Origin of the sequence: uncultured Rothia sp. (assembly GCF_963507905.1) — a bacterium.
GTDB lineage: Bacteria > Actinomycetota > Actinomycetes > Actinomycetales > Micrococcaceae > Rothia.
On the sequence record NZ_CAUOUU010000003.1, the window covers coordinates 81,229 to 105,498 of the forward strand.

Sequence of the window (24,270 nt, forward strand, 5' to 3'; positions counted from 1 at the left end):
GTCCCCTCCCCCGTTCGCGGAGAGAGGCTGAGGTTAAGAGAGGTTGAGGCTAAGAGGGTTAGTTCTCGGCAACGTCCTCAACGGGTTCGCGGTTAATACGGCGTTCGCGAATCTGGGCGGAGACCACCAGTACCGTAACCACAACGGCGAGGGCGACGGGGAACATCCACGGTTCCAGGCCGAGCGCGGCAAGCAGCGCAAAACCGAAGCTGGTGTAGATGCACGCCCACATGAAAGTTCCGGCGAGCATGGCGGGCACCCAGCGGCGCAGCGGCATTTTCGTGAAACCGGTCGTGATGATGACGGCGGTCTGCAGGCCCACAGTCAAAAAGCAGAGAGGCACGGCGATAACGCCCCACCGGTTGATGAAGGCGCGGGCCTTGCGGTAGAGCGGGCTGTTCATCGCGTTGCGGATGCGGGCGAGGCGGGAGCCACCCTCAGCGGCAAGCGCTCCGAGGGCGTAGACGATGCTGGTGCGGACAATGCCGACCACCCACATGAAGAGTAGGGCAACCTCAAACGGAAGTGTGTTAAACCATTCTTTCACCCGGATATTCTCTCACGGACCAGCAATATTGACCCGTTTCGAGGCTTCTTGTTCAGGTACCGGAGGGGCTCAAAAATTTTTTTAAACTTTTTTCTGGGAGGGGTATCGCCCCGTTTCGCCTGCAATGGCGCGGATTTTACTTAGGTCAACCTTAGTTTATTGACAGGGTGTCGCTATTTTCAGTTTGTCACCCGTGAATGAATTAGGATATATTTTTATTACCGAATAGGGCAGGCCTTGTGGGAAGGCCTTCCTAATCGGTCTAGAAGACTTTCTTCCTGTGTGTGATGCTGGAAAAGGAACCCCATGGACGGGGTTCCTTTTCTTTTTATCGTTCCTTTCCCGAGGCACATTCCCAGCAAAACAAAACCCCGACAGTACGAACTGTCGGGGTTTTATGCATATCTAGAACAAGGTCTACTTCTTACCCTGGTTCTTGTCCTGACGGTGCAGAGCGCTCAGCGGCTTGGGCAGCTGAACCGGGTTCCAGGTGTTGCTCACTGCCTCAAAGGAGGAGCCAGCACCGGGGTGACGGTTCGTGGAACGGACACCACCGGTCACAGTAGCGCCGGTCGAGAGCGCCGGATTGTTCAACGAGGCGATATCCAGTGCATCGAACTCGGAATCATCCAGGACGTCCGGCAGAGGAATCTCTTCGGGAATCGGCTGAGCGGGAGCCTGAGCAGCAGGTGCAGCAGGTGCCTGGCGGACGGGCGAACCATCACGTAGCGCCTGGCGAGCCACCGGCTGGGCCGGCTGAATAGCCGACTGCTGCGCGGGAGTCTGCTGCTGAGCGGCAGGCGCCTGGGTAGACTGAGGTGCTACCGGCTGAGCAGGCTGTGCGGGCTGAGCAGACGGCACACGCTGAGCGCGCTGGGACTGAACAGGCTGGGGCTGAACAGGCTGGGACTGTACGGGCTGAGCAGAGGGCACGGACTGAGTGCGCTGGGGCTGAACAGGCTGGGACTGTACGGGCTGGCTCGGAGTAACCGGAGCAACCGGAGCCTGCGCTACCTGCTGAGGCTGCGCCGCAGTACGTGGTGCAGTGGAGGAAGCAGCAGAACCGCTCTCCTGGTCAAAGAGCACGCTTCCGCGGCGAATCGGCTGGAAGCGGCTTGGACGCTGCTGGCGGCGCTCCTGACGGTGACCCGCGGACGCCTCCGCCGAACGAGCGGCGGCAGAACGAGCAGGTACGGGACGGGCAGCGTGAGAAGACTCAGATGTTGCAGGCGCTTCTGCCTGAGCTGCTTCTGCCTGGTGTGCCTCTTCAGAGGAGTCCACCGCAATGTGCGCGCGGCTCGGGCGTGCCGCCTCGCGGTTCACACCGCGCACCGGCTTACAGGCAGCTGCCTCACGGGTTGCGGGGCGAGCCTCAGGCTCTTCAGTAGCTTCAGAATCTGAGCCCTCGGCAGCCGAGTCCTCTACCGACTCGGAAGCGTCATCGTAAGCTTCTTCGCCGTCGGACTCTTCGTACGCCTCAGCGTCAGTACCCTCGGCATCTTCTGCTTCTGCCTTGGCGCGGCGCTCATCGCGGCTCGCCTTGACCTGGTTAGAGACAGACTCCAGCAGACCAAAACGACTCACAGCCCATGCGCCGCCAGCAAGAATCAGGAAGAGAACAGCCCAACCCCACGCCAGAACGCCAAAGAGCGCCAGAAGACCGGTCACCAGGGCAAGCACGCCCAGACCAGCTGCAACCAGCAGGGCGATACCGCTCGGGCTCGAGGTATCAAAGTAGGACAGCGGCGAGGGCTTCGGCTCCTCCACCACCGGAATTTCATCGGTGTAGGGAGCAGTCGGGGAAGAATCGCGAATCTGCGAAATAGAAGCCGTATCCGGGGCAGGCTGAACGGCATCCTCTACAGCGTGGGAGGAACGGGAAGAAGCCTGCGGAAGAGCAGAAGAAGGCAGAGAAGTACCCGGCGCCACCGCGTGATCGGAAGACTGGTACGCCTCCGACTCATTCAACAGCACGCCAGCGGAGGCGAGAATATCCTCCGCAGTACGCTCGGCACTAATCAAGGGACGCTCGGGCTCCACGGAAGGACCAGCGGGCGCGCGACGCAGGCTCCTGGGCACAAACCACAGCAGCAAAATCACGGTCAGAATTACCAACACACCCGAGGTGTTCAACAGCGTCATATCAGGTCGCCCTCTATCGTCCCTTTATCCCTAGACTTTAATCATACCCTTATATTCCCGATGCTTTCCATAAGCGGCAAGAATCGGGCTGGATATGCGCATATACCCCAGAAGGAATATGCGCACTACGACGTCGTCGCGTCCCTGCACAAGACACACTCTGGACCCTCACCCAGCAGCACGCCACACGCATAACGGACACGAACGACGCAAAGGAAGGCGCCCTCCCATGGGGGCTAAAACGCCCCACCGGAAAGAACGCCTTCCTCAGCGTGGTTGGTATTTATCGGTTGCCCTCATCAGAGAGCGGATGCAGAGTAATTAGCAGTTCTCTGCAACAAAGTCCTTCAGCCATGCGCGCAGGTCGTCACCGAACTCGGGACGCTCAGCAGCAAGAATAACGTTTGCCTTCAGGTAAGACAGCTTGTCACCGGTGTCGAACCGGCGGCCGGAGAAGACCACACCGTAGACGCCTTCGCCTTCACCCTCGCCCTGAGCCAGGGTCTGCAGAGCGTCGGTCAGCTGAATCTCGCCGCCGCGGCCCGGAGCGGTGTTCTCCAGAACCTCGAAGACCTTCGAGCTCAGAACGTAACGGCCAATCACAGCGTAGTTCGAGGGAGCCTCATCAGCAGCAGGCTTCTCAACCAGGCCGGTGATCTTCACGAAACCGTCTTCGCCCTCAACAGCCTCAATAGCAGCTGCGCCGTAAGCGGAAATAGCCTCGCGAGGAACCTCCATCAGGGCAACGACGGAGCCGCCGGTGCGCTCCTGAACCTCCACCATGCGGGAGAGCAGGTCTTCCTTCTCGTCAATCAGGTCATCGCCGAGCAGAACAGCGAATGCCTCGTCACCAACGTGGCGCTTTGCGCGCAGAACAGCGTGCCCCAGGCCCTTGGGGTCACCCTGACGCACGTAGTGCAGGTCGCCACCGAGCTCATTGGTCTCAACAACAGATGCTAGCAGGGCGTCCTTACCCTGCTCAGCGAGCTGCTGCTCCAGAACGGGAACGCGGTCGAAGTGATCCTCGAGAGCACGCTTGTTACGGCCGGTAATCATCAGAACGTCGTTCAGACCGGCACGGATTGCTTCCTCCACCACGTACTGAATCGCGGGGCGATCAACGACGGGGAGCATTTCCTTGGGGGTTGCCTTCGTTGCGGGCAGGAATCGGGTGCCCAGACCAGCAGCAGGAATAACTGCCTTAGTAACAGACTTAATTTCAGTAGCCATGCCACAAGAATACCCTAAGTTGTAAAGTACTTAAGGCGATTTATCGCGACTATGACATGAAAAAATCTTCAACGTGACTAACTGCATATCCGCGCAAGTACATTCTTCGACGTGCAAAGAAAATGCGCCCCGCAGAACTCAGCGCTATTTTTCTCAAACCCTATACTAAAAAGTGGAATCTACAGCCCCGGCAGAATCGGGTATTTTCGTAGCCTACAAGGATGTTTTCGTCCTTACTCGCGGATACCTCTCAGCCCGGGAATAACACATCTCCCTTCCCTCTACGGGACGCTCCCCCTTCACCCGCAACCCGCAACGACGATGGGACACACCATGCACCTCAACACCGCACCCGCCGCCAGCAACTCCGACGCCGGCGCCAGCCCAGACGACATCTCCCTGGACAAAGACATTCTCCGCTCCCAGATCCGCCCGCGCCGCCTCACCGCGCGCAGCCACCGCGGCGAACGCGGTCAGCAGCAGATGCAGGAGCTCTTCACCGCCCACATCCTCGAGGCGGTCGCGCAGCGGCTCCACTCCCCCGGCACCATTGCGGCGTACCTGCCCACCAAGTCCGAGCCGCCCATCATCGAAGCACTAACCCGCCTGCACAAGGACGGACACCGCATCCTCGTGCCCGTCGTACGCCCCGGTCGCAAACTCGCCTGGGTGCACTGGGATCCTGCCGTCGAGCATCCGCTCAGCCCCATGGGCATCCCGGAACCCGAAGGCGAAGAACAGGACGAACGCGCCTTCGTCGACGCCGACCTGCGCCTCATCCCCGCACTCGCCTTTGATGCCGGCGGGCACCGCCTCGGTCAGGGAGGCGGCTACTACGACCGCATTATTCCCCTGCTCAGCGCACAACAGCTGGAGGAGCAGAGCATCGGTATCGTCTTCAGCGACGAAATCTACGAGGCTGTCCCCTACGACCAGTGGGATGCTATTCTGCCGGTCATCCTCACCGAGCAGGGTATCTACCGCACCCGTTAGCAGGTCTAAAAGTACCCGATTCTCTCGTGCCCGTTTCACTCCTGATTGACACCCCGCATCTTTCTGCAAAAGCACAAAGATATTCGGGACACACCCACAAAATCACTCAGGAAAAAGGCAAAAAGAAACCAGAAATAGCTTTTTGAGAAGAAAACGCAAATAGCTCCCAACGTTTCAAAAGCGGTACACTCAAACCACGTTAATAAACCATCCCAGCGAAAACGGATACAGAAGGACAAAATGCCGGTCTACGTTTACCAGTGCAAGAATTGCAACCACGTCTTTGAACAGCGCCAGTCCTTTAGCGACGATGCGCTGCGCGTCTGCCCGCAGTGCGGCGAAGAAACCCTGCGCAAGCGCTACAACACCGTCGGCGTGACCTTCAAGGGTTCCGGCTTCTACAGCACCGACAAGGGCAACTCCTAAACGGGGTTCCACACCAGCCAAAACAAGGGGCGGGGCAACACAGGTTGCCCCGCCCCTCGGCGTTTAAGAAGCACTCCCGGCAGGAAGACGCTACACGATATTGTTACCCCAGTGCGGAGGGCGCTGCTGACGCATCCATTCCAGACGCTCACGCTCCTCCGGGGTTAGAGGCTGCGTGGAAGTAGCCGCTTTCTGAGAACTCGCCTTCTGGGAGTTCTGTTGCTGAGCGCCGGTTTTCTTCGCGAAAGCACCCGCGGCAGACGAGGTACCCGAAGCCGCAACCGGAGGCGTCGTCACGCCCACCAGCAGAGGCTCAGCCCCGCTCACCGAGCCGCCGCCGCTCACGCGACGGTGCCCTCGGCGAGGCTTCGGCGTTGACGAATAACTAGCCACGAACCTCAGCGCCCTCATCCATATCCAGGTAGTGCAGCACACGCGCCACCACGGCATCCGGATCAGCGAACACTTCCAGGGTGCCCAGGGTGATGTAGTTCCAGCCCGTGCGGCTCAGACGCTCCGGCAGCAGGCGGGTACGCTCACGCACCGAAGCGCGCGCATAGTTCGGCTCGCCATCGGAGCACGCCACCAGCGGCATAGCCGCCGGAACGCTCGGGTTCGAAGAGACCACGGGAGCCACACCCAGCGCGGGCACCGGCTCAGCAGCCAGCTTCTCCGGGGCGTGCGCGATCAGAGCGATGTCGCCCTCACCGCGGGTCACACGCACACCGTGAGCCTGCAGGCGCGCCACCAAATCGTTGAGCAGCCAGTCGCCCAGATCCGGGGTGTCCGCATCGTCAGCCGCCAAGAACGCGTTACGCGGCAGGGTCTCGGGTACGCGCTGTGCCTTCGCCTCCACCTCTTCACGCGCCTGACGTTCCGCATGCTCACGCAGCAGGTGGTAGAAATCCACCGCGCCATGATGCAGCTTCTGCGGATCCAGCTCCGACGGGTCAATGCACGAGACAATGCGCAGGGCACGGCGGGCACGAGTCAACGCCACCACAAAGCCCTGACGACCGTGTTCGGCAGACAGCTGACCCAAATCGTAGGACGCCTGGCCCAGGCGGGCACGACCTACGCCCAGGGAGAAAATCACGGTATCGCGCTCGAGGGTCTCAGCGCGGGTCAAATCGACCACACGGAACGACTCCTCACCGGCGGCAAAGAACGGCGCCAGCTGCGGGTACAGGCTCAGGGCGTGACGCACCGACTCAGCCACACGCTGAGCGTGCTTCGGGCTAGCCGTCACAACCGCCAGCGAACGGTCCGGGGTGCGGTACGCGTGCTCGAGCACCAGGTTCGTGACGCGTTCCACCTCAACGCCGGGCGAATCCAGGTTCGCGTTATCGCTGACCTTGCCGCGAGTATCAATGTACTCAACGGTCAGAGAACCGGCAGGCTGGGCGGAGGCACGGCTCACCGGAGCCGCATGCAGCTGCGAACCGTAGAACTCACGGTTCAGGTAGTCCAGAATCACCGGGTCCATGCTGCGGTGCAGCATCGCCAGGGTGCGGTTGGGCAGTACGGTAGCGAGCACGTCGAAGGTGCTGTCCAGCTGCTCGTCGGCCGGCTCGGGCGCACCGAAAGTCGGCGCGGACACGATGAACGGCGAGGGGTAACCCGAGTGCGGGTCGCCCAGGGCAATCACCTGGTCGGCGCGGGTAATCGCCGGCAGGTTCGCCGCCAGCGGGGTCGACTCAGAATCCAGCAGCAGCACCGTATCAAAACGCATGGATGCGGGAACCTTGCGCGCCAGGGCGAAGGGGCTCGCGGTCCACAGCGGAAGCAGGGTACGCGCCATGACCGGGGCGTGAGTCAGCAGCTCCTCGAGCACGAACTCGTAGCCGCGCAGCTGGCTCTTCAGGTACGCCGCCTGGTCGTGCTCGGATTCAATACGCTCGGTCCACACGCGCGCAACCTTCGCCAGCAGACGCGCCGGGGCGCTGGTCATGTGGGCGTAGTCGGCACGGCGGAAACGGGACTCCGTATCGCGCAGACGGTCGCCGTCCAGCAGCTTACCCTCGTGATGCTGCAGCAAGAACTCCAGGGCAGACTGCCACCAGGCAAGCTCCAGCTCAGCGGAAACAACCTCGGTCGGAACCTGACGCGCATACAGGTCATCAAGCAACTCCGACAGGCCGCGCTCACGCAGCTTTTGGGTCAGAGCGTCACGCTCAGGCAGGGTCATGAGCAGCACACGGTCCGCCATGAGGGCGTCCAGGCGCGCATCCAGAGCATCCAGGTCGGTGCGCACGAAGTCGGTGCCCTCGATGGTGTCCGTCAGAACAATGCCCAGACCCGCCAGCTCAGACACCAGGGAGTTCAGGGCTGCAGCCAGCTGATCCAGGTTCTCCGGAATCTGCGGGGTGCGGGGCGCCTCAATGTGGCGAATCCACTCGGCACGCTCCGCCTGAACAATCTTCAGCTGCTCGTGCAGGTCACCGATATTCACGCCGGGCAGGATGTACTCCTTAGCCGCGCGGCGCAGGCGGGAACGCTGCATACTGCTCATCTCGATGCCGTTCTCACGGCGCCACGCGCCCGAAGCGGTCGCAGCGATCAGGTCGGTCACCGGGCGGTCATACACGTCCGCACGGAAACGCTTGAGCGTCTCGCGGATGCGCATCAGAATCGCCAGCTGCGACTCCCACTCAGAGATGGTGCGGCCGCGGCGCAGGCCCAGCATGGCGCTGGTCTGGTTCATCGCTTCACGCAGGTTCAGCAGGGAGGACTTGAGGGTAATGACCAGGGCGTACGCCTCGGCGGCTTCCTCGTCATTGACCAGGCGGGCACGGTACCACGGGGAGGTACGCGAAGCCGACGCAAAACCGTCAATCTCGCCCAGGCGTACCAGCTCGGCACGCACCTGCTCACGCTCCATGAGCGAATCAAGCATGGGGCGGTCAAAACGCACGCGGGTTGCCGGGCCGTCCTCGGAGGCGGTCAGCTCAGCCAGACGCTGCAGCGCCGAGTAGACGGAAATCTGCCAGTTCGTGTCCTTGCTCAGCAGGGCACGAGTATGGTCGAGCAGCGCGGCGCGAGTCGCCACGAGCTCTTCGTTCAGGTCCTCAGAGTTCGGTTCTTCGGCGCTCTCGTTGCGCACAATCGCGCGAATGAATTCGGCGCGCTGAGCCTCAGAATCGTGCTCGGCAAGCAGGTCGTAGCGCAGACCATCGATGCCGGTGCGCTTGAGCAGTGCCGAGAATTCAGCCAGGGTGGAGCGCTTCTCGCCCACGACGAGCACGGACTTACCGCGCCCCATCAGTGCAGAAGCAATGTTCACGGCGGTGCGCAGCGGCTCGGTGCCGGGTGCCGCGGTGATAGTGAAGGAGAAGCCGCTGACCGCGGTGTCGATAATCTCCTGGGCGTTGGCGTCAGCGTCCAGCAGGAGCATTTCCTCTGCCGGGTCGCGCTGATCCAGAGGCTGCTGCAGATTGTGTGCGTTGAGCTCACGCGGCTTCACGCCGGGAACCTTCAACGCCGCCAGGTCACGAACCAGCGGGGTGATGGCGGTGTGCGGCAGCTCGCCCAGGCTTTCCTTCAGGTCAGCGAAGGTGGAGATGAAATACTTCGACTCGATGGTCATGCCGGGAATACGACCGGCGGAGGCACGCATACGCTCAATGACCGGCTCGGGATCCAGACGGGACATGGAGTTCGCCAGCTGCGCCACGTCCATGGTGCCCAGGTCGATGCCGTACTCCTGCTTGATCTGGCGGACCATCGCCGGGTTCAGGCGCGCGGAACCGGCGAGGCGCAGCTCGAAGTCGTCGTCCTTCGGGTGCGGGGTGATGCTCAGCGGCGCCATGAGAATCGGCGCGATGAAGCGCTTCTCGTAGGCGGCGGCATCCTCGCGGGTGTCGTGCGACAGCCAGGAGGCGGTACCCGCCACGAAGTAGCCGGAGTCCAGGCCGTGGTCGGTGGCAAGCTCGTAAATCTTGGTGCGCAGGGTGCGTGCGGAGCGCATGCCCGCCTCCAGCTGCGACTTGTCGCGCAGGATCGTGGAGAGGCGGGTCTTGCGTCCGGCGAGCAACTGCGCCAGACCGGAGGGGTTCGCCTCGGACAGGTCGATGTGCACGTAGTCGACCTGGTTGAAGTCGAGCATCGCGTCGGGGCCGGTGTAGACGTCCATCTGTTCTGCCCAGCGCTCAAGCCCCGCCGAGGGGTCAAAGTCCTCGTGGGCGGGGTTCAGATGTGCGGGCAGCTCGGCGATGTTGATTTCGTCGGCTACTTCGTGGGTTTCCTCTGCTGAGGTCGCGGCCGCTGCGGCGGGCTGAGCGGTATCAGCCGGGGTGCCGGGTGCGTGCTGCGCGTCGGTAGGCTCGGGAATCTGGTTCACGTCGTGAGTGTCCTTGTGGGTCAGTGCGGTGTACGTTTGCGCGTACACACCGAAGATGGTGGTTCTTCCGGGGTCCTCTGCCCGGTGTGCCTCATGCTGTGCTTCAAGCGGAGCGGGTGTCAGCGTGCGCCTGCTGCGTGCTGAGTGTACCCGCGTGCTTGCTGTCTGTTCCTACGCGCTTACTTCGACCACATTGCGATGTTGGCGGCGAGCAACACTACGGTCACCAGTACGTAGAAGACCATGGCGGGCAGAAGCGCCCAACGGTACTTGGGCGCCAGTTCGCCTTCTAGGTTGCCGAAGCGCAGGGAGCGGAAGAGGAAGAAGCTCAGAATCGCGCCGGGTAGGTTACCGATAATGACCAGCAGAATGGTCAGGTACAGGGCGTAGGCTCGTTCGGTGCGTTCGTTCTCCGCGCCTGCGAACTTGAGGGTGCCACCCAGCAGCAGGCTGAGGCAGGCGTTCAGGAACGCCACGGTGAAGAAGGGAATCTTCAGGGCTGCCTGGAAATCCATCTGGGAGTTTGCGGCACCCAGCGCAATCCACAGCAGCAACAGCGCGGGGATGATCATGAGGTACCAGAACAGGTACTTACGCATCTTCTCGGTGTTTTCGATGAGCGCGAAAATTGCGGTCACTGGGTGTCTCTTTCGGATGGTCTCAGTCGGATTCGGTCGGATTCAGGATGAGTAGTAGAGGGTGCAGAAAGGCACATTAATGCCTTGTCAGGCGCCGGTTTCGTCCCCGGTGTTGAGAGCGTGGTCCACCTGGTCCTGCAGGGACTCGCGGCGCTCATTCTCAACGAATTCAATGTAGCGGCGCACGATGTAGTCCAGTAGCACCGACAGCGCAACGAAGGAGTAGTAGGGCTTGCGCTGGGTGCTGATGTGGGTGGGGGTGGTCTGGTAGTGCAGGGAGTACTCGGCGTGCGAGGACATATAGTTCACACCAATGGCGGTCACCGCAATCATGGGGATGCGGCGCAGCGCCAGCATCTTAATGTGTTCGCGCATGTTCTCGGTCTGGCCGGAGAAGGACACAATGATGACCACGTCGTCCTGGGTCATATTGTTCATGGCGCTTTCGAACTCATTGCGTGCCGGGATGACCTGGCAGAACTTACCGCAAACCTGCATGGACTTGGTAAATTCCTGCACCGCATTGCGCTGAGCGTAGCCGGTACCGAAGCAGTACACAGTACGAGCCTCATGGATGCGCTTGAGCAGTCCGCTCAGTTCCATGTGCTCGAGGTAGTCGTAGGTGCGCTGAATATCTTCGCGGCCGCTCTCAATGAACCGCGGGTTGAAGGGTTCGCTGCGGTTCAGAGAGGACTTAATGAAGTACTTCAACTCAGCAAATCCGGAGAAGTTCAGCTTCTTCGTCAGGCGAATAATTGAGCTGGTCGAAGTATACGTTTTATGTGCCAAAGAGTTGATCGTTGACTCCGCAACGAACTCTTCATTTTCTAGCATGAATGCCAAAATTTCCCGTTCAGTTTCACTGAATCGGTGCTGGTTCGCATTCACGACGTCTTGTAAATCCACTCAAAGCTCCTGAATCCGATGGTGAGCAATATATAAATAGTACACGCTCTAGGGTTATCGGCCAGGGTGGGTGGGGATGGTCGTCGCTCACTTTGGGTGGGTGCCTCGTGCAGATTTGAGTCCAGGCACGCGCCCGGGTACAGCTTCGCCGGCGGCATCGGTGTTATCCGATACCGCCGGCGAAGTCTATACCTTATGAGGCGTCATACCGTCAGACGGTTGAAAGCTGAACTCTCTTAGGAGAGGGTCTTAGCTTCGTTCACCATGGTCTCGAAACGCTCGCGAACCTGGGGAACGTCCATGCCGACGATCACCTGGAATGCCTTGCCCTTGCGGACCAGACCCAAAGCGCCTGCATTCTTGAAGTCTGCATCCGAGGGGCTGACGAGGGACTCATCAGCAACGGAGACACGCAGGCGGGTTGCGCAGTTGTTCACGGTGGTGATGTTCTCTGCGCCACCGAGCAGTTCGAGGAAGCCAGCTGCACGGGGTGCGTAGAGGTCGCCGTCAGCGGGCTCAGCAGCTGCGCCGCCGTTCTTCTCAGCAGCCTTAGCTGCCTTGTACTCTGCCTTGCTGTAGAGCTTGGTCTCGCCGCCGTCTTCTTCACGACCGGGGGTCTTGAAGTCGAACTTCAGAATCATGAAGCGGAAGATCAGGAAATACAGGACGGTGAAGCACAGGCCCACACCAATCTGCATGAGGTAGGTGCCGGAGTGGTTTGCCCACAGCGGAATCCAGTTCTGGAACAGGAAGTCAAGCAGACCGCCACCCATGTAACCAACCAGACCCAGCTGGTACATGATTGCTGCCATGGATGCTGCCAGGATTGCGTGGACCAGGAACAGCGGGGGTGCCAGGAACAGGAAGGTGAACTCGAGGGGCTCGGTGATACCGATCAGGATTGCGGTAAGGCAGACGGGGATCATCAGAGCGAGAACTTCCTTGCGCTTCTCGGGACGAGCAGTGGTGTAGAACGCCGCTGCGATACCGATGGGTGCAAAGACCTTGGAGTTACCGTGCAGTGCGAAGCCGCCGCCGGGGAACAGTTCCTTCAGGGGCTTGTCGCTCTTTGCGAACTCGGTCAGGTGGGTCGGCCAGTCCTTAGCAATACCGTTCGGGGTAACAACGTTACCGAAGACGAACGGGGAGTAGATGAAGTGGTGCAGACCGGTCGGAATCAGGAAGCGCTCGAGGAAAGTGTAAACCCACACGCCGAGTGCGCCGGATGCGATGAAGAAGCCCTGCAGGGAGGAGATGCCGTGCTGAGCGTAGGGCCACAGCCAGGAGAACAGGAATGCCACGGGCATCATCAGGAAGAAGCAGACGCCGTAGACGTACTGGGAACCCTGGAAGATACCGAGGAAGTCGGGCAGCTTCTTGTCGAACCAGCGGTTGTGTGCCCACACCACGATTGCGGAGATGATGATTGCACCGAAGATACCGGTGTCCATGGTCTTGATACCGGCGATCATCTTCAGACCGGTACCTGCCGCGCTCTTAGAGATGTCGGTGGTGTAGTCCAGGTCGAAGAAACCGGTGCCGCCCTTGCCCCATACCTTGAGCATGGTGCCGACGAAGTAGTTGAAGGTCAGGTAGACCATTGCAGCTTCCATCACTGCACGTGCGTTAGCGGTCTTTGCCAGTGCAATGGGCAGACCGATCACGAAGAGCAGTTCCATCTGGTTGAAGACGGTCCATGCGCCGGACTCCCAAACGGACCAGAAGTGGTTCCACGCGCTTTCCTTGTCAGCAGCGAGGGGGATCAGGTCGCCGTTCTGTGCAATGATCGCAATACCGACCGCGAGGCCAGCGAATGCGAAGAGAAGAACGGGTGCCAGCATGGCAGAGCCGAACCTCTGTACTTTTTCCATCATGAGGCTATACGCCCTTTCGGGTTGTCGAGTGAGCGGACGCAGGGGTGGCGATCATTGCCAGTCTGCAGTGGCTGCGCCGCATCTTTATACCCTCAAACGAAAGTATATGAGACGGGTGCCACATATCCTGCGTGCGCTAAATGCCGAATGTGTTTTAGACAGAAACAATAATGCCAGGTAATACCTACCCACAGGTACCAAAACTGGGAGTTTTGGAAGAGTTTTTCAGAACCTGAAACATATCCCGGCACTGGTTAAAAATACTTGCTGCAGATGAGACTTTTTCCCTATTACCTAGCGCACAGAATCGATAGCATAAACAGTGCACCCATAGGTCAGAGTGCATAAACACTCACCACCTCAATACGCGGTGCGCATATCATTCTTCAACCTCACACATACCCCGGACTTAATACATGCGCTTCCTCACCCTCAATACGCACAGCTGGTGCGAAATCCACCAGATTGCCAAGATCCGTACCCTCGCCAAGTTCATCATTGAACAGCAGGTGGACGTCATTGCGTTGCAGGAAGTCAACCAGCTCACCTCCACCCCCGTGGTGAAGGAGCCCCTCAACTACCGCGGCGGCGCGGGCATTCCGGTCCGCGAAGACAACTACGCCCTGCTGCTCGTACAGGCGCTCAACGAAATGGGCGCCACCTACGAGTGGACCCTCACCGAAACCCACATCGGCTGGGACCGTTACGACGAATGCGTAGCTATCCTCTCGCGCCTGCCGATTCGCGGCATCAAGCCCATCAATATGTCCCCCGGCTACGGCTACCACCAGGTACAGCGCCGCGCCGCCCAGGCAGCACTCATCGAAACTGAGACGGGCACCTTCTGGTGCGCCACCACCCACATGTCCTGGTGGGACTTCGACGGCGAGCCCCTCTTCGCCCAGGAATACGCACACCTCTCGCAGGAGCTTGCCGAGTGCGCCCGCACCGCCCCGGTACTGCTCGGCGGCGACTTCAACTCCGCGGCGCACCTGCCCAACGAAGGCTACGCGCTGGTCACCTCCAGCGGCATGATTGATACCCGCTCCCTGGCGGAGCACACCGACGGCGAGAACACCGTCCACCGCGAAATTGCCGGATGGGAAGGTAGCACGGACGCCAAGCGCATCGACTTCGTTTTCGCCGATCGCCTGCTCACGGTCACCTCGCACGCGGTAGTCTTCCGCGACAACTCCCCCGAAGCTATCTCCGACCACAGCGGTCTGCTCCTGGAGATTGACCCTGAAAGCTGGGCACCGGAGAGCATCCTTACTCCCCTCACCAGCCAGTCCTAAAGGGGCATCAGACTTTAGCCGCCCGCAGAGCGGCACCACACAACACTCATCCATACCAAGGGAAGGAAGAACAATGACGACCCAGACCCAGTGGTGGCAGGAACCCGTTGTTTACCAGATCTACCCCCGCTCCTTCAACGACTCCAACGGCGACGGCATCGGTGACCTGCCCGGTATCACCGAGAAGATTCCGTACCTCGCCGATCTGGGTGTTCAGGTGCTGTGGCTCTCCCCCATCTACGCTTCCCCGAACGACGACAACGGCTACGACATCTCCGACTACCGTGCCATCATGACCGAGTTCGGCACCATGGAAGACTTCGATGAGCTGCTCGAAACCGCGCACAAGCACGGCATCAAGCTCATGATGGACCTGGTCGTCAACCACACTTCCGACGAGCACGAATGGTTCAAGCAGGCACGCTCCTCCAAGGACAACCCCTACCGCGACTACTACATCTGGCGCGATCCCAAGGGATTCGACGAGGACGGCAAGCCGATTCCGCCGAACAACTGGATTTCTTGCTTCAGCCCCTCCGTATGGGAGTGGGACGAGGCGACCGGCCAGTTCTACCTGCACTACTTCTCCGTCAAGCAGCCCGACCTGAACTGGGAGAACCCGAAGGTCCGCGAAGAGGTCTACGACATCATGCGCTTCTGGTTGGACAAGGGCGTGGACGGCTTCCGCATGGACGTCATCAACCTGATCTCTAAGGATCTCTCCTTCCCCGAGGACCCGGCAGTCCTCGCTGGCGGCCTCGACAACTCCCTTGCCGTCGCAGCTAACGGCCCGCGCGTGCACGAGTTCCTGCAGGAAATGAACCGCGAGGTGCTCAGCAAGTACCCGGTCATGACCGTGGGCGAAACCCCCTGCGTGACCGTGGACGACGCCGCACTCTACACCGGCTTCGACCGCAACGAGCTGCAGATGGTGTTCCAGTTCGAGCACATGGATGTGGACGCCTCCGAGGGCGGCGTGACGGGCAAGTGGTCCGACCGCCGCTTCAACCTGGTTGACCTGAAGAAGGTCCTCACCCACTGGCAGGAGGGTCTGCACGGCCGCGGTTGGAACTCTCTGTACTGGAACAACCACGACCAGCCCCGCACCGTCTCCCGCTTCGGTAACGACTCCCCCGAGTACCGCACCGTCAGCGCCAAGATGCTGGGCACCGTACTGCACCTGATGCAGGGCACCCCCTACATCTACCAGGGTGAAGAGCTGGGCATGACCAACGTCTTCTTCGACGACGTCAAGGACTACAACGACCTGGAAATTCACGACTCCTGGCGCAAGTATGTTGAAGAGTCGGGCCGCGTCTCCGCCGAGGATATGCTGCGCTACATCAGCGCCTCCGGCCGCGACAACGCACGCACCCCCATGCAGTGGACCGCCGGCGAGAACGCAGGCTTCACCACCGGCACCCCGTGGCTGAAGCTGAACCCGCGCTACACCGAAATCAACGCAGAAGCAGAGCTCGCAGACCCGGATTCCGTGTTCTACCACTACCGCGACCTGATTAGCCTGCGCCGCGAGCACCCGATCGTCCTGACCGGTGAGTACCGCCTCCTGGATGAAGAGGACGAGCAGGTCTACGCCTACCTGCGCGTGAACTCCGATGAGGACGCCGCTGCAACCGGCGAGCGCGCCCTGCTGGTCGTAGCTAACTTCACCGATGACACCGTTCAGCTGAACTACGCGGGCGGCAACCTGGATTCGGTGGTTCTGACCAACTCGCAGGCTCTCTCCCCGAACGAGCTGAAGGCTATCGAGAACGCCCCGAAGCTGATTAGCTCGAACTACCGCGATGAGAACCGCGAGTTCACCGACGAGGGCACCCTGTTGCGCCCCTACGAGGCGAAGGTTTACCTCTTCGGCAACGCCGAGTAGGCACGCCCCAAAAATGTAATGCGCGAGGGGGATCCGGAACAGACATTCCGGTCCCCCTTCGCCCTATACTTCAATCACAGACACCTTTTCCCTCTTCGGCGTAACCGCCGGTACAGAAAGGCAATTATGAGCAACTCCGAGGCATACGAGGTTCCCTCCTACGAGGGCCGCCAGTGGTGGAAGGAAGCCGTGGTGTACCAGGTGTACCCCCGTTCCTTCAACGACGCGAACGGCGACGGTATCGGTGACCTGAAGGGTATCACCGAGAAGCTGCCCTACCTGGCTAAGCTGGGTATCAACGTCATCTGGCTCTCCCCTGTGTTCGACTCGCCGAACGTGGATAACGGCTACGACATTTCCGATTACTTCGCCATCATGAGTGACTTCGGCACCATGGAAGACTTCGACGAGATGCTTGAGACCGCCCACAAGCACGGCATCAAGATCCTCATGGACCTGGTCGCAAACCACACCTCCGACCAGCACCCCTGGTTCAAGGCGTCCCGCTCCTCCAAGGACAACCCCTACCGCGACTACTACATCTGGAAGGACCCGAAGGGCTTCGACGAGGACGGCAACCCGATTCCTCCGAACAACTGGGCGTCCGAGTTCGGTGGCCCGGCGTGGGAGTGGGACGAGGCGACCGGCCAGTTCTACCTGCACATCTTCTTCAAGGAACAGCCCGACCTGAACTGGGAGAACGAGAAGGTTCGCGAGGACCTGTACTCCATGGTTCGCTGGTGGCTGGACAAGGGCGTTGACGGCTTCCGCCTGGACGCTATCAACATCATCTCCAAGCCCGAGGGCTTCCCGGATGACCCCTCCACCGACTTTGAGAAGCACACCTCCTCGATTCCGTTCGTTATCTCCAACGGCACCATGGTGCACCCGTGGATGAAGGAGCTCACCCGCGAGACCTTCAGCCGCTACGATGTAATGACCGTGGGCGAAACTAGTGCAACCAGCCCCGAGGACGCTAAGCTGTGGGCTGGATACCACACCGGTGAGCTGAACATGATCTTCCACTTCGATCACATGGGCGTGGATAACGACCCGAACGGCTCCCTGGGCGGTAAGTGGTCCTACGCGCCGTACAAGCTGACCGAGCTCAAGCGCATCCTGAACGACTGGCAGACCACCCTGGAGGGTAATGCCTGGGGTTCGCTGTACTGGAACAACCACGACCAGCCGCGTGTAGTTTCCCGTTTCGGTAACGATTCGGATGAGTTCCGCACCCTGTCCGCTAAGCAGCTGGCGACCACTCTGCACTTCATGCAGGGCACCCCGTACATTTACCAGGGTGAAGAGATCGGCATGACCAATGTGAAGTTTGATTCGATTGAGGATTACCGCGACGGTGACTCGATCCGCTTCTACGAGGACATGCACGTGGACCACAAGCGTCTGAGCCACGAAGAGGCAATGCAGGCTATCTACATCAAGGGTCGCGACAACGCTCGTACTCCGGTTCAATGGGATGCTTCCGCTAACGGTGGTTTCAGCCCCGAGGGCGTGACCCCGTGGATTGCTGTGAACCCGAACTACCCGGCGATTAACGCTGAGGCTGTTCTGGCGGATGAGGATTCGATCTTCTACCACTACCAGCAGCTGGTGGCTCTGCGCCGCGGCGAGCTGAAGGACCTGATGGTTTACGCGTCCTTCGCTCCGGTGGATTCGGTGCAGGTTCCGCACAACGAGGATGAGGCCGTGTACGCGTACACCCGTACCGGTGGCGCGGACGGTTCCCCCGCGAATGAGTCTCTGCTGGTGATTTCGAACTTCACCGACCAGGAGCAGGAGCGTGACTTCGCTGTGCTTGCTGAGGCTCGTGAGGCTGGCGCTCGTGTTGAGCTGGTGAGCTCGAACTACAAGGACGATGCGGGTTCGACCCTGCGCCCCTACGAGGCGAAGGTGTACCACATCGTACGCTAAGCGCTGTAGCTCGTTGAGTGCTACCGCGTGCCGATAAGGTGAATAGACAGTAGAAGGAGGGTGAGGCCTATGCCCCGCCCTCCTTTTGCTGTCTTTCTTGTTGTCTTCTTGGTTGTCCCAGCGTGCTTTCTTGGCTCTAATTATCTGGCGAACACGAGCTGCAGGATTGGCACGGCGAGCGCAATCATTCCCACGCTGACGACCGCCCCGGCGGCAATGACGGGGGCTGCGGTGCCTTCGTGCCGGTAGTGTGTTTCGAGGATTACGATGTTGGCGGCTGGCGGCAGGACCGCAAGGATGAAGAGCACCTGCGGATGCGCCAGCAGCTGGTCGAAGTGCACGCCCGCCGTATCGTGTGCCCAGCGGGCGAACGCGAGCACGCCGACGCTGTAGACGCTCACGAGTACAGCGCGGAGGAGAGCCCATCCGGTAGCTCGGGTCAAATCGGTGCGGTGCAGTTTGGCGGCACCGAGCCACATGCCCAGAACGATCATTCCGATAAAGCTGAAAACCCAGGTCAGTACCCGGTAGAAGCCCGCCCCGTGCTGGCTCAGGAAGGGGCCGGCGGGTAGGCAGAGCAGACCCACTGCCACGGCGATAACGGGCGGGCTGGTACGCAGACCCCGCAGCACCGTGCGGAGGGTTCCGCCACGGCTCCTAGTGGCTCGTGTATCCGGTGCATTGCCCTCCCCTGCCTCGGCATCTGTCTTGAATCCACTGCGTAGTAGCGAGGTGCCCAGGATATTGCCCATGATGGAGTTGCCGATGTACGCGCCAATGTACACGCGCACGGCTTCTTCACCCCAGAATCCGGCAACCACGGGGATGCCGAAGAGTCCCGCGTTCAGGTAGACGAAGGCGAGCTTCTGCACGGGGTCGCCGGTGATGCGCCCGGCACAGAGCACGCCGAGGAGCATCAGCACCATGGTGGAGGCGGCGACAAAGAACAGCTCGGGGCGGCTAGTGGCGACGGTGTAGATGATGACGGCAGGGATAATCCAGCGGGTCAGCAGGGTTGAGGCGCCTTCTTTGAGGCGGGTGCTCCAGCGTTCGGGCAGCAGTAGCGCAAGTCCCAGGCCTAGACCTAGGTAGATGAGTGGGAGGAGGATTCCCATGCTCGTTCCTTTCGCTGTTGCTCTGCTGTTTTTGCCGCGATGGGGCGTGTCTAATAACCCTACCCTGAACCTTCAAGTTGAGGTTGATTATTTTTTCTCTGCTCTTTTCGGATTTTTCGCGTCATATTGCATCATATTCCGCTAAATCCTCGTTTTTTATGCGGTTCGCTTCTAGTCTTGAAATATAGAAAGAATATGTCCTCACCGTATTCTTTCAATCTATCGCCGACACTCATTTTCTCGCATCATTAGACGCGCTGTTGTTTCTTCTCATGCGAGGTTATACGCTCAGGAGCCCGCAATGCAGCAACCGTATCTTTCTTCTCCTCCCGAATCTGGAGGCGTCCCCCACCGCTCCGCAAAGAACCCCGCGAATGCGCAGGGGCAGCACGCCGGTGTGCATATTCCGTGGCGCTCTTCTGCGGCTCCCTCAGCCTCGAATGTTTCGACCGTGGTAGCTGAACCTGTCGCCGTTGATAATGCGCCTGTAGCGCCTATGAGCGGTCCTGAACGTACGTTTAGGGTCCCGCACCCGGTGCTGAGTGCTATCTCATGGCTGATTGCGGCTGCGAGCGCTGCGTGGCTTGTGATTCTGGGCGTCTCTTTGGCGTTGAATGTCGCCTCGGGGGTGAGCCACGATTCTGAGTTTATGATGCTGACCTACGGCGTGTATATGGCGTGCGCGTTTGGGTTCTGCTGTTTTGGTACGTTTTTTGCTCTGCATTTTGGGTTGGGGTCGAGCGCTCATTGGCGTGATTCGATTCGTCACCCGCATCGCCCGCACTAAAAAGGTTTATATCTGGGTGTAGTTTTTCGGCGTGTTTTTTCGGGTATTTTCGGAATGCATTTCTTTTATTTAGACCCCGTGTTTAAAAAAATAAATGAGGATTTTTTAATACGTCCCAAAACGCTTCTCCCCTTTTCTACACGACTTGATACAAGAAGCCGCCTGGTGCATCCACATTCGGATGCATCGGGCGGCTTCTTCACAGACCTTGCCTTCTCTATATTGCGGGTTCGAAGGGGTTGAGGAGTCGGACCGGGAGGCGCTCAAAATCTTTGACATTGCGCGTTACAAGGGTAAGACCGTGTGCCAGCGCGGTCGCAGCAATCCACGCGTCGTTCTCCGGCGCTTTATCCGGCACGTGAAGTCCAGCGCAACAATCAGCTACAGCCCCGTCAATAACAAGAGTTCGTTTCTGAAATTTCTCTCGAACCGTCGAGCACCATTCACGCAGATACGCTCCTTGTGCCGGATCTTTACGCTCCATGGCGAGTACTCCACGCTCCAGCTCCATCAGGGTCACGACGCTAATATAGAGCGGTCTATCGGAGTAAACACGAAACCACGATTCAAAGACAGGGTCAGCTTTACCTCGAGAGAATTTCCACAGCTCAGAAATGACATTGGTATCAAGCAGATACATCGTTACCCCTAGAACTCTACGACGGGGCGCTGATGAGTGGAACGTTCAGCCACAGGAAAATCTTCAGGTAGGTCTACATCCCCAGCAGGTTGAGGGTAGTTGGCGAAGAAGTCATACAGGGAAGAGCTCTCATTCTGACTACGCGAATACTCTTCATAGGTCATAAGGACATAGGTGGGTTCACCACGCTTAGTGATAATAACGGGTGATTGTTGAGCCTGCTTCTGGGCTTTGGCAAGATTTTGGTTGAACTCGCGGCTAGTCATAACGGTCATGATTTCCCCTTCTACGCACAACACAAAAACATAAAGAATGTTACTACGTAGCCACATTATATTTTCCTTTCAGTACTATGACAACCCCTTTATCTTCCAACCCGCTATTTTCGCGTTAGGAAGATACAAAGGAGCCGCCCGGCGCATCCACAAGCAGGATGCACCGGGCGGCTTTCTTTATAGGTTCCCCGCTACAAAGCTAGGTAGCCCACAGCGGGATTACTCCCACTCAATGGTTCCCGGGGGCTTGGAGGTAACGTCCAGCACCACTCGGTTAACGTCCTTGACCTCGTTGGTAATACGGTTCGAGATCTTAGCCAGCAGGTCGTACGGCAGGCGCGACCAGTCAGCGGTCATTGCGTCTTCCGAAGAGACCGGGCGCAGAACAATCGGGTGACCGTAAGTACGGCCGTCACCCTGAACGCCCACGGAACGAACGCCAGCCAGCAGAACCACGGGGCACTGCCAGATGTGCTCATCCTGACCTGCTGCGGTCAGCTCTTCACGCACGATAGCGTCAGCGGCACGCAGGGTCTCCAGGTTCTCGCGGTTGACCTCGCCGACAATGCGGATGCCCAGGCCGGGGCCGGGGAACGGCTGACGTGCCACGATCTTCTCGGGAACGCCGAGCTCACGACCGATAGCACGAACCTCGTCCTTGAACAGGGTGCGCAGCGGCTCAACCAGTTCGAAGGTCAGGTCGTCGGGGAGGCCGCCCACGTTGTGGTGGCTCTTAATGTTTGCGGTGCCGTCGCCGCCGCCGGACTCGACAACGTCCGGGTACAGGGTGCCCTGGACCAGGAACTTGATGTCTGCGCCCTCTTCGCCTGCTTCGGCAATCAGCTTGCGCTGTGCCTCTTCGAAGGAGCGGATGAACTCGCGGCCGATAGCCTTACGCTTCGCCTCGGGCTCGGTGATACCCTCGAGTGCGGAGAGGAAACGCTCCGACTCGTCAATGGTGATGACCTTAATGCCCATGGATGCGGCGTAGTCCTGCTCGACCTGTTCACGCTCGCCCTCACGGAGCAGACCGTGGTCGATGAAGAAGCAGGTGAGCTGGTCGCCAACAGCCTTGTGCACGAGTGCTGCTGCCACGGAGGAGTCAACGCCGCCGGAGAGCGCGCAGATGACGCGGTCGTTACCGACCTGCTCGCGGATCTTAGCGACCTGCTCTTCGATGATGTTGTTGGTGGACCAGGTGGGCTTCAGACCTGCCACATTGTAGAGGAAGTTCTCCAGAGCGACCTGGCCGTAGTCGGAGTGCTTCACCTCGGGGTGCCACTGCACGCCGCCGAGCTTGCGGGACTCGTCCACGAATGCTGCCACGGATGCGCCGGGGGTCTTTGCCAGCACCTCGAAGCCTTCGGGGGCTTCGGTCACGGAGTCACCGTGAGACATCCACACGTTCTGGGTGGTGGGGGTGCCGGTGAGGAAGGAGGAGTTCTCAGCGCAGACCACAGCGTCGGTTGCGCCGTATTCGCGCAGACCGGTCTGGGCGACGGTGCCGCCGAGGGTCTGAGCCATCACCTGGAAGCCGTAGCAGATACCGAAGATCGGCACGCCAGCTTCGAACAGGGCCTTGTCACCCTTGGGTGCGCCATCGGCGTAGACCGAGGAGGGACCACCGGAGAGCACGATGGCTGCAGGGTTCTTGGCGAGCATCTTCTCGGTGCTCATGGAGTGGGGGACGATTTCGGAGTAGATGCCGGCTTCACGCACGCGACGAGCGATGAGCTGCGCGTACTGTGCACCGTAATCTACCACCAGGACGGGACGCTCTTCGAGCTGGTCCAGGTTCACAGAGTTGGTCACGAAAATTACCTCAACGTGTTGGTACTAATCCGCGCACTTGCGCGGGGATACATCTATTTTACGCTATCGCTGTACGCCGCCGACGGTACGTAGCCACTCCCCCATCCCGGGATGCCGCTACATGCCCTAACGGGGGTAGCGCGTGCGTATAGAAAGCACCGCCCGGCGACCGGCAGATCAAAACCTGCCAACCGCCAAGCGGTGATTCATGAAGCTACATTAGCCGCGGTACGCGGGGACCACGGTCAGGTCCGCCTTCTGGAACTTCTTCAGGTCCAGGTAACCGCAGTTAGCCATTGCGCGCTTGAGCGCACCGACAATGTTGCTGGTGCCGTTCACGTGGTGCGAAGGACCGTACAGGACCTCTTCCAGGGAGCCAACAACACCCAACGGGGTGCGCACGCCGCGCGGGAAGTCCAGCGAGTGCGCCTCGTTGCCCCAGTACCAGCCCTGGCCGGGAGCCTCGGATGCGCGAGCCAGCGGAGCACCCAGCATGACGGCGTCAGCGCCCAGTGCGAGCGCCTTCACCATGTCGCCGGAGCGGCCCAAGGAGCCGTCAGCAATCACGTGCACGTAGCGGCCGCCGGACTCATCCAGGTAGTCCGAACGTGCCGCAGCCACGTCAGCGATAGCGGTTGCCATCGGTGCGGAGATGCCCAGGCCCTGGCGGGTGGTCTGTGCGGAACCGCCGCCGAAGCCCACCAGCACGCCGGCCGCGCCGGTACGCATCAGGTGCTTAGCCTGCGAGTAGCCAGCCACGCCACCAACGATGACCGGAACGTCCAGCTCGTAGATGAACTTCTTCAGGTTCAGCGGCTCGTGGGAGGTCGAAATGTGCTCAGCAGAGACGGACGCGCCGCGGATGACGAACAGCTCAACGCCAGCCTTCACCACGGTCTCGTAGTGCTCCTGGGTGTTCTGCGGGCTCAGCGAGCCGGCAACAACCACGCCGGAGTCACGAATCTCTTCCAGGCGTGCAGTGATTAGTTCCGGCTTAATCGGCTCGGAGTAGATCTGCTGCATGCGGGTGGTCGCGGAGGCGGGGTCCGCTTCGGGCAGCTCAACAATCTCGTCGAGCAGCGGCTGCGGGTCCTCGTAGCGGGTCCACAGGCCCTCGAGGTTCAGCACACCCAGGCCACCCAGCTTGCCCAGCGCAATGGCGGTCGCCGGAGACATGACCGAGTCCATGGGCGCACCAATGATGGGGGTGTCGAACTTGAACGCGTCAATCTGCCAGGAGGTGTCAACGTCGCGACGATCGCGGGTACGGCGGGTGGGAATCAGCGCCACATCGTCCAGGGAGTAGGTGGGGCGGGCGTTCTTGGAGAGGCCAATCTGAATTTCAGACATGGGGTGAATCCTTTCGAATTCGGTTTGAGGGGTGCCGCTGGGCGTTATTCGCGCCGATGCCCGCCCAATACCTGAACGGGT

General features: G+C 60.0%; 19 protein-coding genes. 6 read left to right on the top strand and 13 right to left on the bottom strand.

Annotation, left to right across the window (positions count from 1 at the left end; all coding sequences use genetic code 11):
* Positions 1-58 precede the first annotated feature (58 nt).
* The 3 genes from RQ593_RS03165 to galU all read right to left on the bottom strand — a co-directional run bounded on the left by RQ593_RS03165 (position 59) and on the right by galU (position 3,919).
* Positions 59-547: a DedA family protein gene (locus tag RQ593_RS03165; RefSeq protein WP_294644490.1), complete on the bottom strand. Its 489-nt coding sequence runs from the start codon at positions 545-547 to the stop codon at positions 59-61.
* A 417-nt stretch (positions 548-964) separates the two neighbouring features.
* Positions 965-2,689: a hypothetical protein gene (locus tag RQ593_RS03170; protein ID WP_294644492.1), complete on the bottom strand. Its 1,725-nt coding sequence runs from the start codon at positions 2,687-2,689 to the stop codon at positions 965-967.
* 321 nt (positions 2,690-3,010) lie between these two features.
* On the bottom strand, positions 3,011-3,919 hold the full coding sequence (galU, locus tag RQ593_RS03175) for a UTP--glucose-1-phosphate uridylyltransferase GalU (RefSeq protein WP_070642885.1): 909 nt from the start codon (positions 3,917-3,919) through the stop codon (positions 3,011-3,013).
* Between the two features lie 333 nt (positions 3,920-4,252).
* On the opposite strand from galU, the gene RQ593_RS03180 reads away from it, so the two are divergent.
* Together RQ593_RS03180 and RQ593_RS03185 are read left to right on the top strand one after the other, a co-directional pair.
* The gene (locus RQ593_RS03180; protein WP_246823179.1) at positions 4,253-4,912 is read left to right on the top strand and encodes a 5-formyltetrahydrofolate cyclo-ligase; all 660 of its coding nucleotides are present in this window, start codon (positions 4,253-4,255) and stop codon (positions 4,910-4,912) included.
* A gap of 240 nt (positions 4,913-5,152) precedes the next feature.
* Positions 5,153-5,338: an FmdB family zinc ribbon protein gene (locus tag RQ593_RS03185; protein ID WP_005505091.1), complete on the top strand. Its 186-nt coding sequence runs from the start codon at positions 5,153-5,155 to the stop codon at positions 5,336-5,338.
* A 90-nt stretch (positions 5,339-5,428) separates the two neighbouring features.
* On the opposite strand, the gene RQ593_RS03190 is transcribed toward RQ593_RS03185, so the two are convergent.
* The 5 genes from RQ593_RS03190 to RQ593_RS03210 all read right to left on the bottom strand — a co-directional run bounded on the left by RQ593_RS03190 (position 5,429) and on the right by RQ593_RS03210 (position 13,095).
* The gene (locus RQ593_RS03190; protein ID WP_141752176.1) at positions 5,429-5,731 is read right to left on the bottom strand and encodes a hypothetical protein; all 303 of its coding nucleotides are present in this window, start codon (positions 5,729-5,731) and stop codon (positions 5,429-5,431) included.
* Complete coding sequence (locus tag RQ593_RS03195) at positions 5,724-9,725, bottom strand: DNA helicase (protein WP_311449821.1); 4,002 nt, start codon at positions 9,723-9,725, stop codon at positions 5,724-5,726. The genes RQ593_RS03190 and RQ593_RS03195 overlap by 8 nt, the downstream gene beginning before the upstream one ends.
* Positions 9,726-9,856: 131 nt before the next feature.
* On the bottom strand, positions 9,857-10,315 hold the full coding sequence (locus tag RQ593_RS03200; RefSeq protein WP_049346409.1) for a hypothetical protein: 459 nt from the start codon (positions 10,313-10,315) through the stop codon (positions 9,857-9,859).
* An 87-nt stretch (positions 10,316-10,402) separates the two neighbouring features.
* A complete protein-coding gene (locus tag RQ593_RS03205; RefSeq protein WP_397545893.1) occupies positions 10,403-11,149 on the bottom strand; it encodes a MurR/RpiR family transcriptional regulator in 747 nt (248 codons plus the stop codon).
* A 308-nt stretch (positions 11,150-11,457) separates the two neighbouring features.
* Positions 11,458-13,095 carry an alpha-glucoside-specific PTS transporter subunit IIBC gene (locus RQ593_RS03210; RefSeq protein WP_311449823.1) on the bottom strand — a complete coding sequence of 546 codons (1,638 nt, stop codon included), beginning with the start codon at positions 13,093-13,095 and terminating at the stop codon, positions 11,458-11,460.
* Between the two features lie 416 nt (positions 13,096-13,511).
* On the opposite strand from RQ593_RS03210, the gene RQ593_RS03215 reads away from it, so the two are divergent.
* The 3 genes from RQ593_RS03215 to RQ593_RS03225 all read left to right on the top strand — a co-directional run bounded on the left by RQ593_RS03215 (position 13,512) and on the right by RQ593_RS03225 (position 18,210).
* Positions 13,512-14,390 carry an endonuclease/exonuclease/phosphatase family protein gene (locus RQ593_RS03215; RefSeq protein WP_311449824.1) on the top strand — a complete coding sequence of 293 codons (879 nt, stop codon included), beginning with the start codon at positions 13,512-13,514 and terminating at the stop codon, positions 14,388-14,390.
* 73 nt (positions 14,391-14,463) lie between these two features.
* Complete coding sequence (locus RQ593_RS03220) at positions 14,464-16,278, top strand: alpha-glucosidase (protein WP_294644506.1); 1,815 nt, start codon at positions 14,464-14,466, stop codon at positions 16,276-16,278.
* A 126-nt stretch (positions 16,279-16,404) separates the two neighbouring features.
* Positions 16,405-18,210 (top strand): alpha-glucosidase, encoded by a 1,806-nt coding sequence (locus tag RQ593_RS03225; RefSeq protein WP_070688567.1) that lies wholly within the window; start codon positions 16,405-16,407, stop codon positions 18,208-18,210.
* Between the two features lie 140 nt (positions 18,211-18,350).
* Here the strand turns inward: RQ593_RS03225 and RQ593_RS03230 are convergent, their stop codons facing one another.
* Positions 18,351-19,325 (bottom strand): AEC family transporter, encoded by a 975-nt coding sequence (locus tag RQ593_RS03230; RefSeq protein ID WP_070677610.1) that lies wholly within the window; start codon positions 19,323-19,325, stop codon positions 18,351-18,353.
* 301 nt (positions 19,326-19,626) lie between these two features.
* On the opposite strand from RQ593_RS03230, the gene RQ593_RS03235 reads away from it, so the two are divergent.
* Entirely contained in the window at positions 19,627-20,112 is a 486-nt protein-coding gene (locus RQ593_RS03235) for a hypothetical protein (protein ID WP_311449825.1), read from the top strand.
* Between the two features lie 217 nt (positions 20,113-20,329).
* On the opposite strand, the gene RQ593_RS03240 is transcribed toward RQ593_RS03235, so the two are convergent.
* The 4 genes from RQ593_RS03240 to RQ593_RS03255 all read right to left on the bottom strand — a co-directional run bounded on the left by RQ593_RS03240 (position 20,330) and on the right by RQ593_RS03255 (position 24,189).
* Positions 20,330-20,752: a type II toxin-antitoxin system VapC family toxin gene (locus RQ593_RS03240; RefSeq protein ID WP_311449826.1), complete on the bottom strand. Its 423-nt coding sequence runs from the start codon at positions 20,750-20,752 to the stop codon at positions 20,330-20,332.
* An 8-nt stretch (positions 20,753-20,760) separates the two neighbouring features.
* Positions 20,761-21,027, bottom strand: coding sequence for a type II toxin-antitoxin system Phd/YefM family antitoxin (locus RQ593_RS03245; RefSeq protein ID WP_311449827.1), 267 nt, complete (start codon positions 21,025-21,027; stop codon positions 20,761-20,763).
* Positions 21,028-21,246: 219 nt separating this feature from the next.
* The gene (gene guaA / locus RQ593_RS03250; protein ID WP_294643791.1) at positions 21,247-22,839 is read right to left on the bottom strand and encodes a glutamine-hydrolyzing GMP synthase; all 1,593 of its coding nucleotides are present in this window, start codon (positions 22,837-22,839) and stop codon (positions 21,247-21,249) included.
* A gap of 219 nt (positions 22,840-23,058) precedes the next feature.
* Positions 23,059-24,189, bottom strand: coding sequence for a GuaB3 family IMP dehydrogenase-related protein (locus RQ593_RS03255; RefSeq protein WP_049356381.1), 1,131 nt, complete (start codon positions 24,187-24,189; stop codon positions 23,059-23,061).
* Positions 24,190-24,270 lie beyond the last annotated feature (81 nt).

Excerpts from the sequence above, each read along its gene's own strand:
- RQ593_RS03170 (WP_294644492.1), bottom strand. The coding sequence starts at position 2,689 with ATGACGCTGTTGAACACCTCGGGTGTGTTGGTAATTCTGACCGTGATT.
- galU (WP_070642885.1), bottom strand. The coding sequence starts at position 3,919 with ATGGCTACTGAAATTAAGTCTGTTACTAAGGCAGTTATTCCTGCTGCT.
- RQ593_RS03180 (WP_246823179.1), top strand. The coding sequence starts at position 4,253 with ATGCACCTCAACACCGCACCCGCCGCCAGCAACTCCGACGCCGGCGCC.
- RQ593_RS03185 (WP_005505091.1), top strand. The coding sequence starts at position 5,153 with ATGCCGGTCTACGTTTACCAGTGCAAGAATTGCAACCACGTCTTTGAA.
- RQ593_RS03205 (WP_397545893.1), bottom strand. The coding sequence starts at position 11,149 with ATGCTAGAAAATGAAGAGTTCGTTGCGGAGTCAACGATCAACTCTTTG.
- RQ593_RS03210 (WP_311449823.1), bottom strand. The coding sequence starts at position 13,095 with ATGATGGAAAAAGTACAGAGGTTCGGCTCTGCCATGCTGGCACCCGTT.
- RQ593_RS03215 (WP_311449824.1), top strand. The coding sequence starts at position 13,512 with ATGCGCTTCCTCACCCTCAATACGCACAGCTGGTGCGAAATCCACCAG.
- RQ593_RS03220 (WP_294644506.1), top strand. The coding sequence starts at position 14,464 with ATGACGACCCAGACCCAGTGGTGGCAGGAACCCGTTGTTTACCAGATC.
- RQ593_RS03225 (WP_070688567.1), top strand. The coding sequence starts at position 16,405 with ATGAGCAACTCCGAGGCATACGAGGTTCCCTCCTACGAGGGCCGCCAG.
- RQ593_RS03230 (WP_070677610.1), bottom strand. The coding sequence starts at position 19,325 with ATGGGAATCCTCCTCCCACTCATCTACCTAGGTCTAGGCCTGGGACTT.
- RQ593_RS03235 (WP_311449825.1), top strand. The coding sequence starts at position 19,627 with ATGCAGCAACCGTATCTTTCTTCTCCTCCCGAATCTGGAGGCGTCCCC.
- RQ593_RS03240 (WP_311449826.1), bottom strand. The coding sequence starts at position 20,752 with ATGTATCTGCTTGATACCAATGTCATTTCTGAGCTGTGGAAATTCTCT.
- RQ593_RS03245 (WP_311449827.1), bottom strand. The coding sequence starts at position 21,027 with ATGACCGTTATGACTAGCCGCGAGTTCAACCAAAATCTTGCCAAAGCC.
- RQ593_RS03255 (WP_049356381.1), bottom strand. The coding sequence starts at position 24,189 with ATGTCTGAAATTCAGATTGGCCTCTCCAAGAACGCCCGCCCCACCTAC.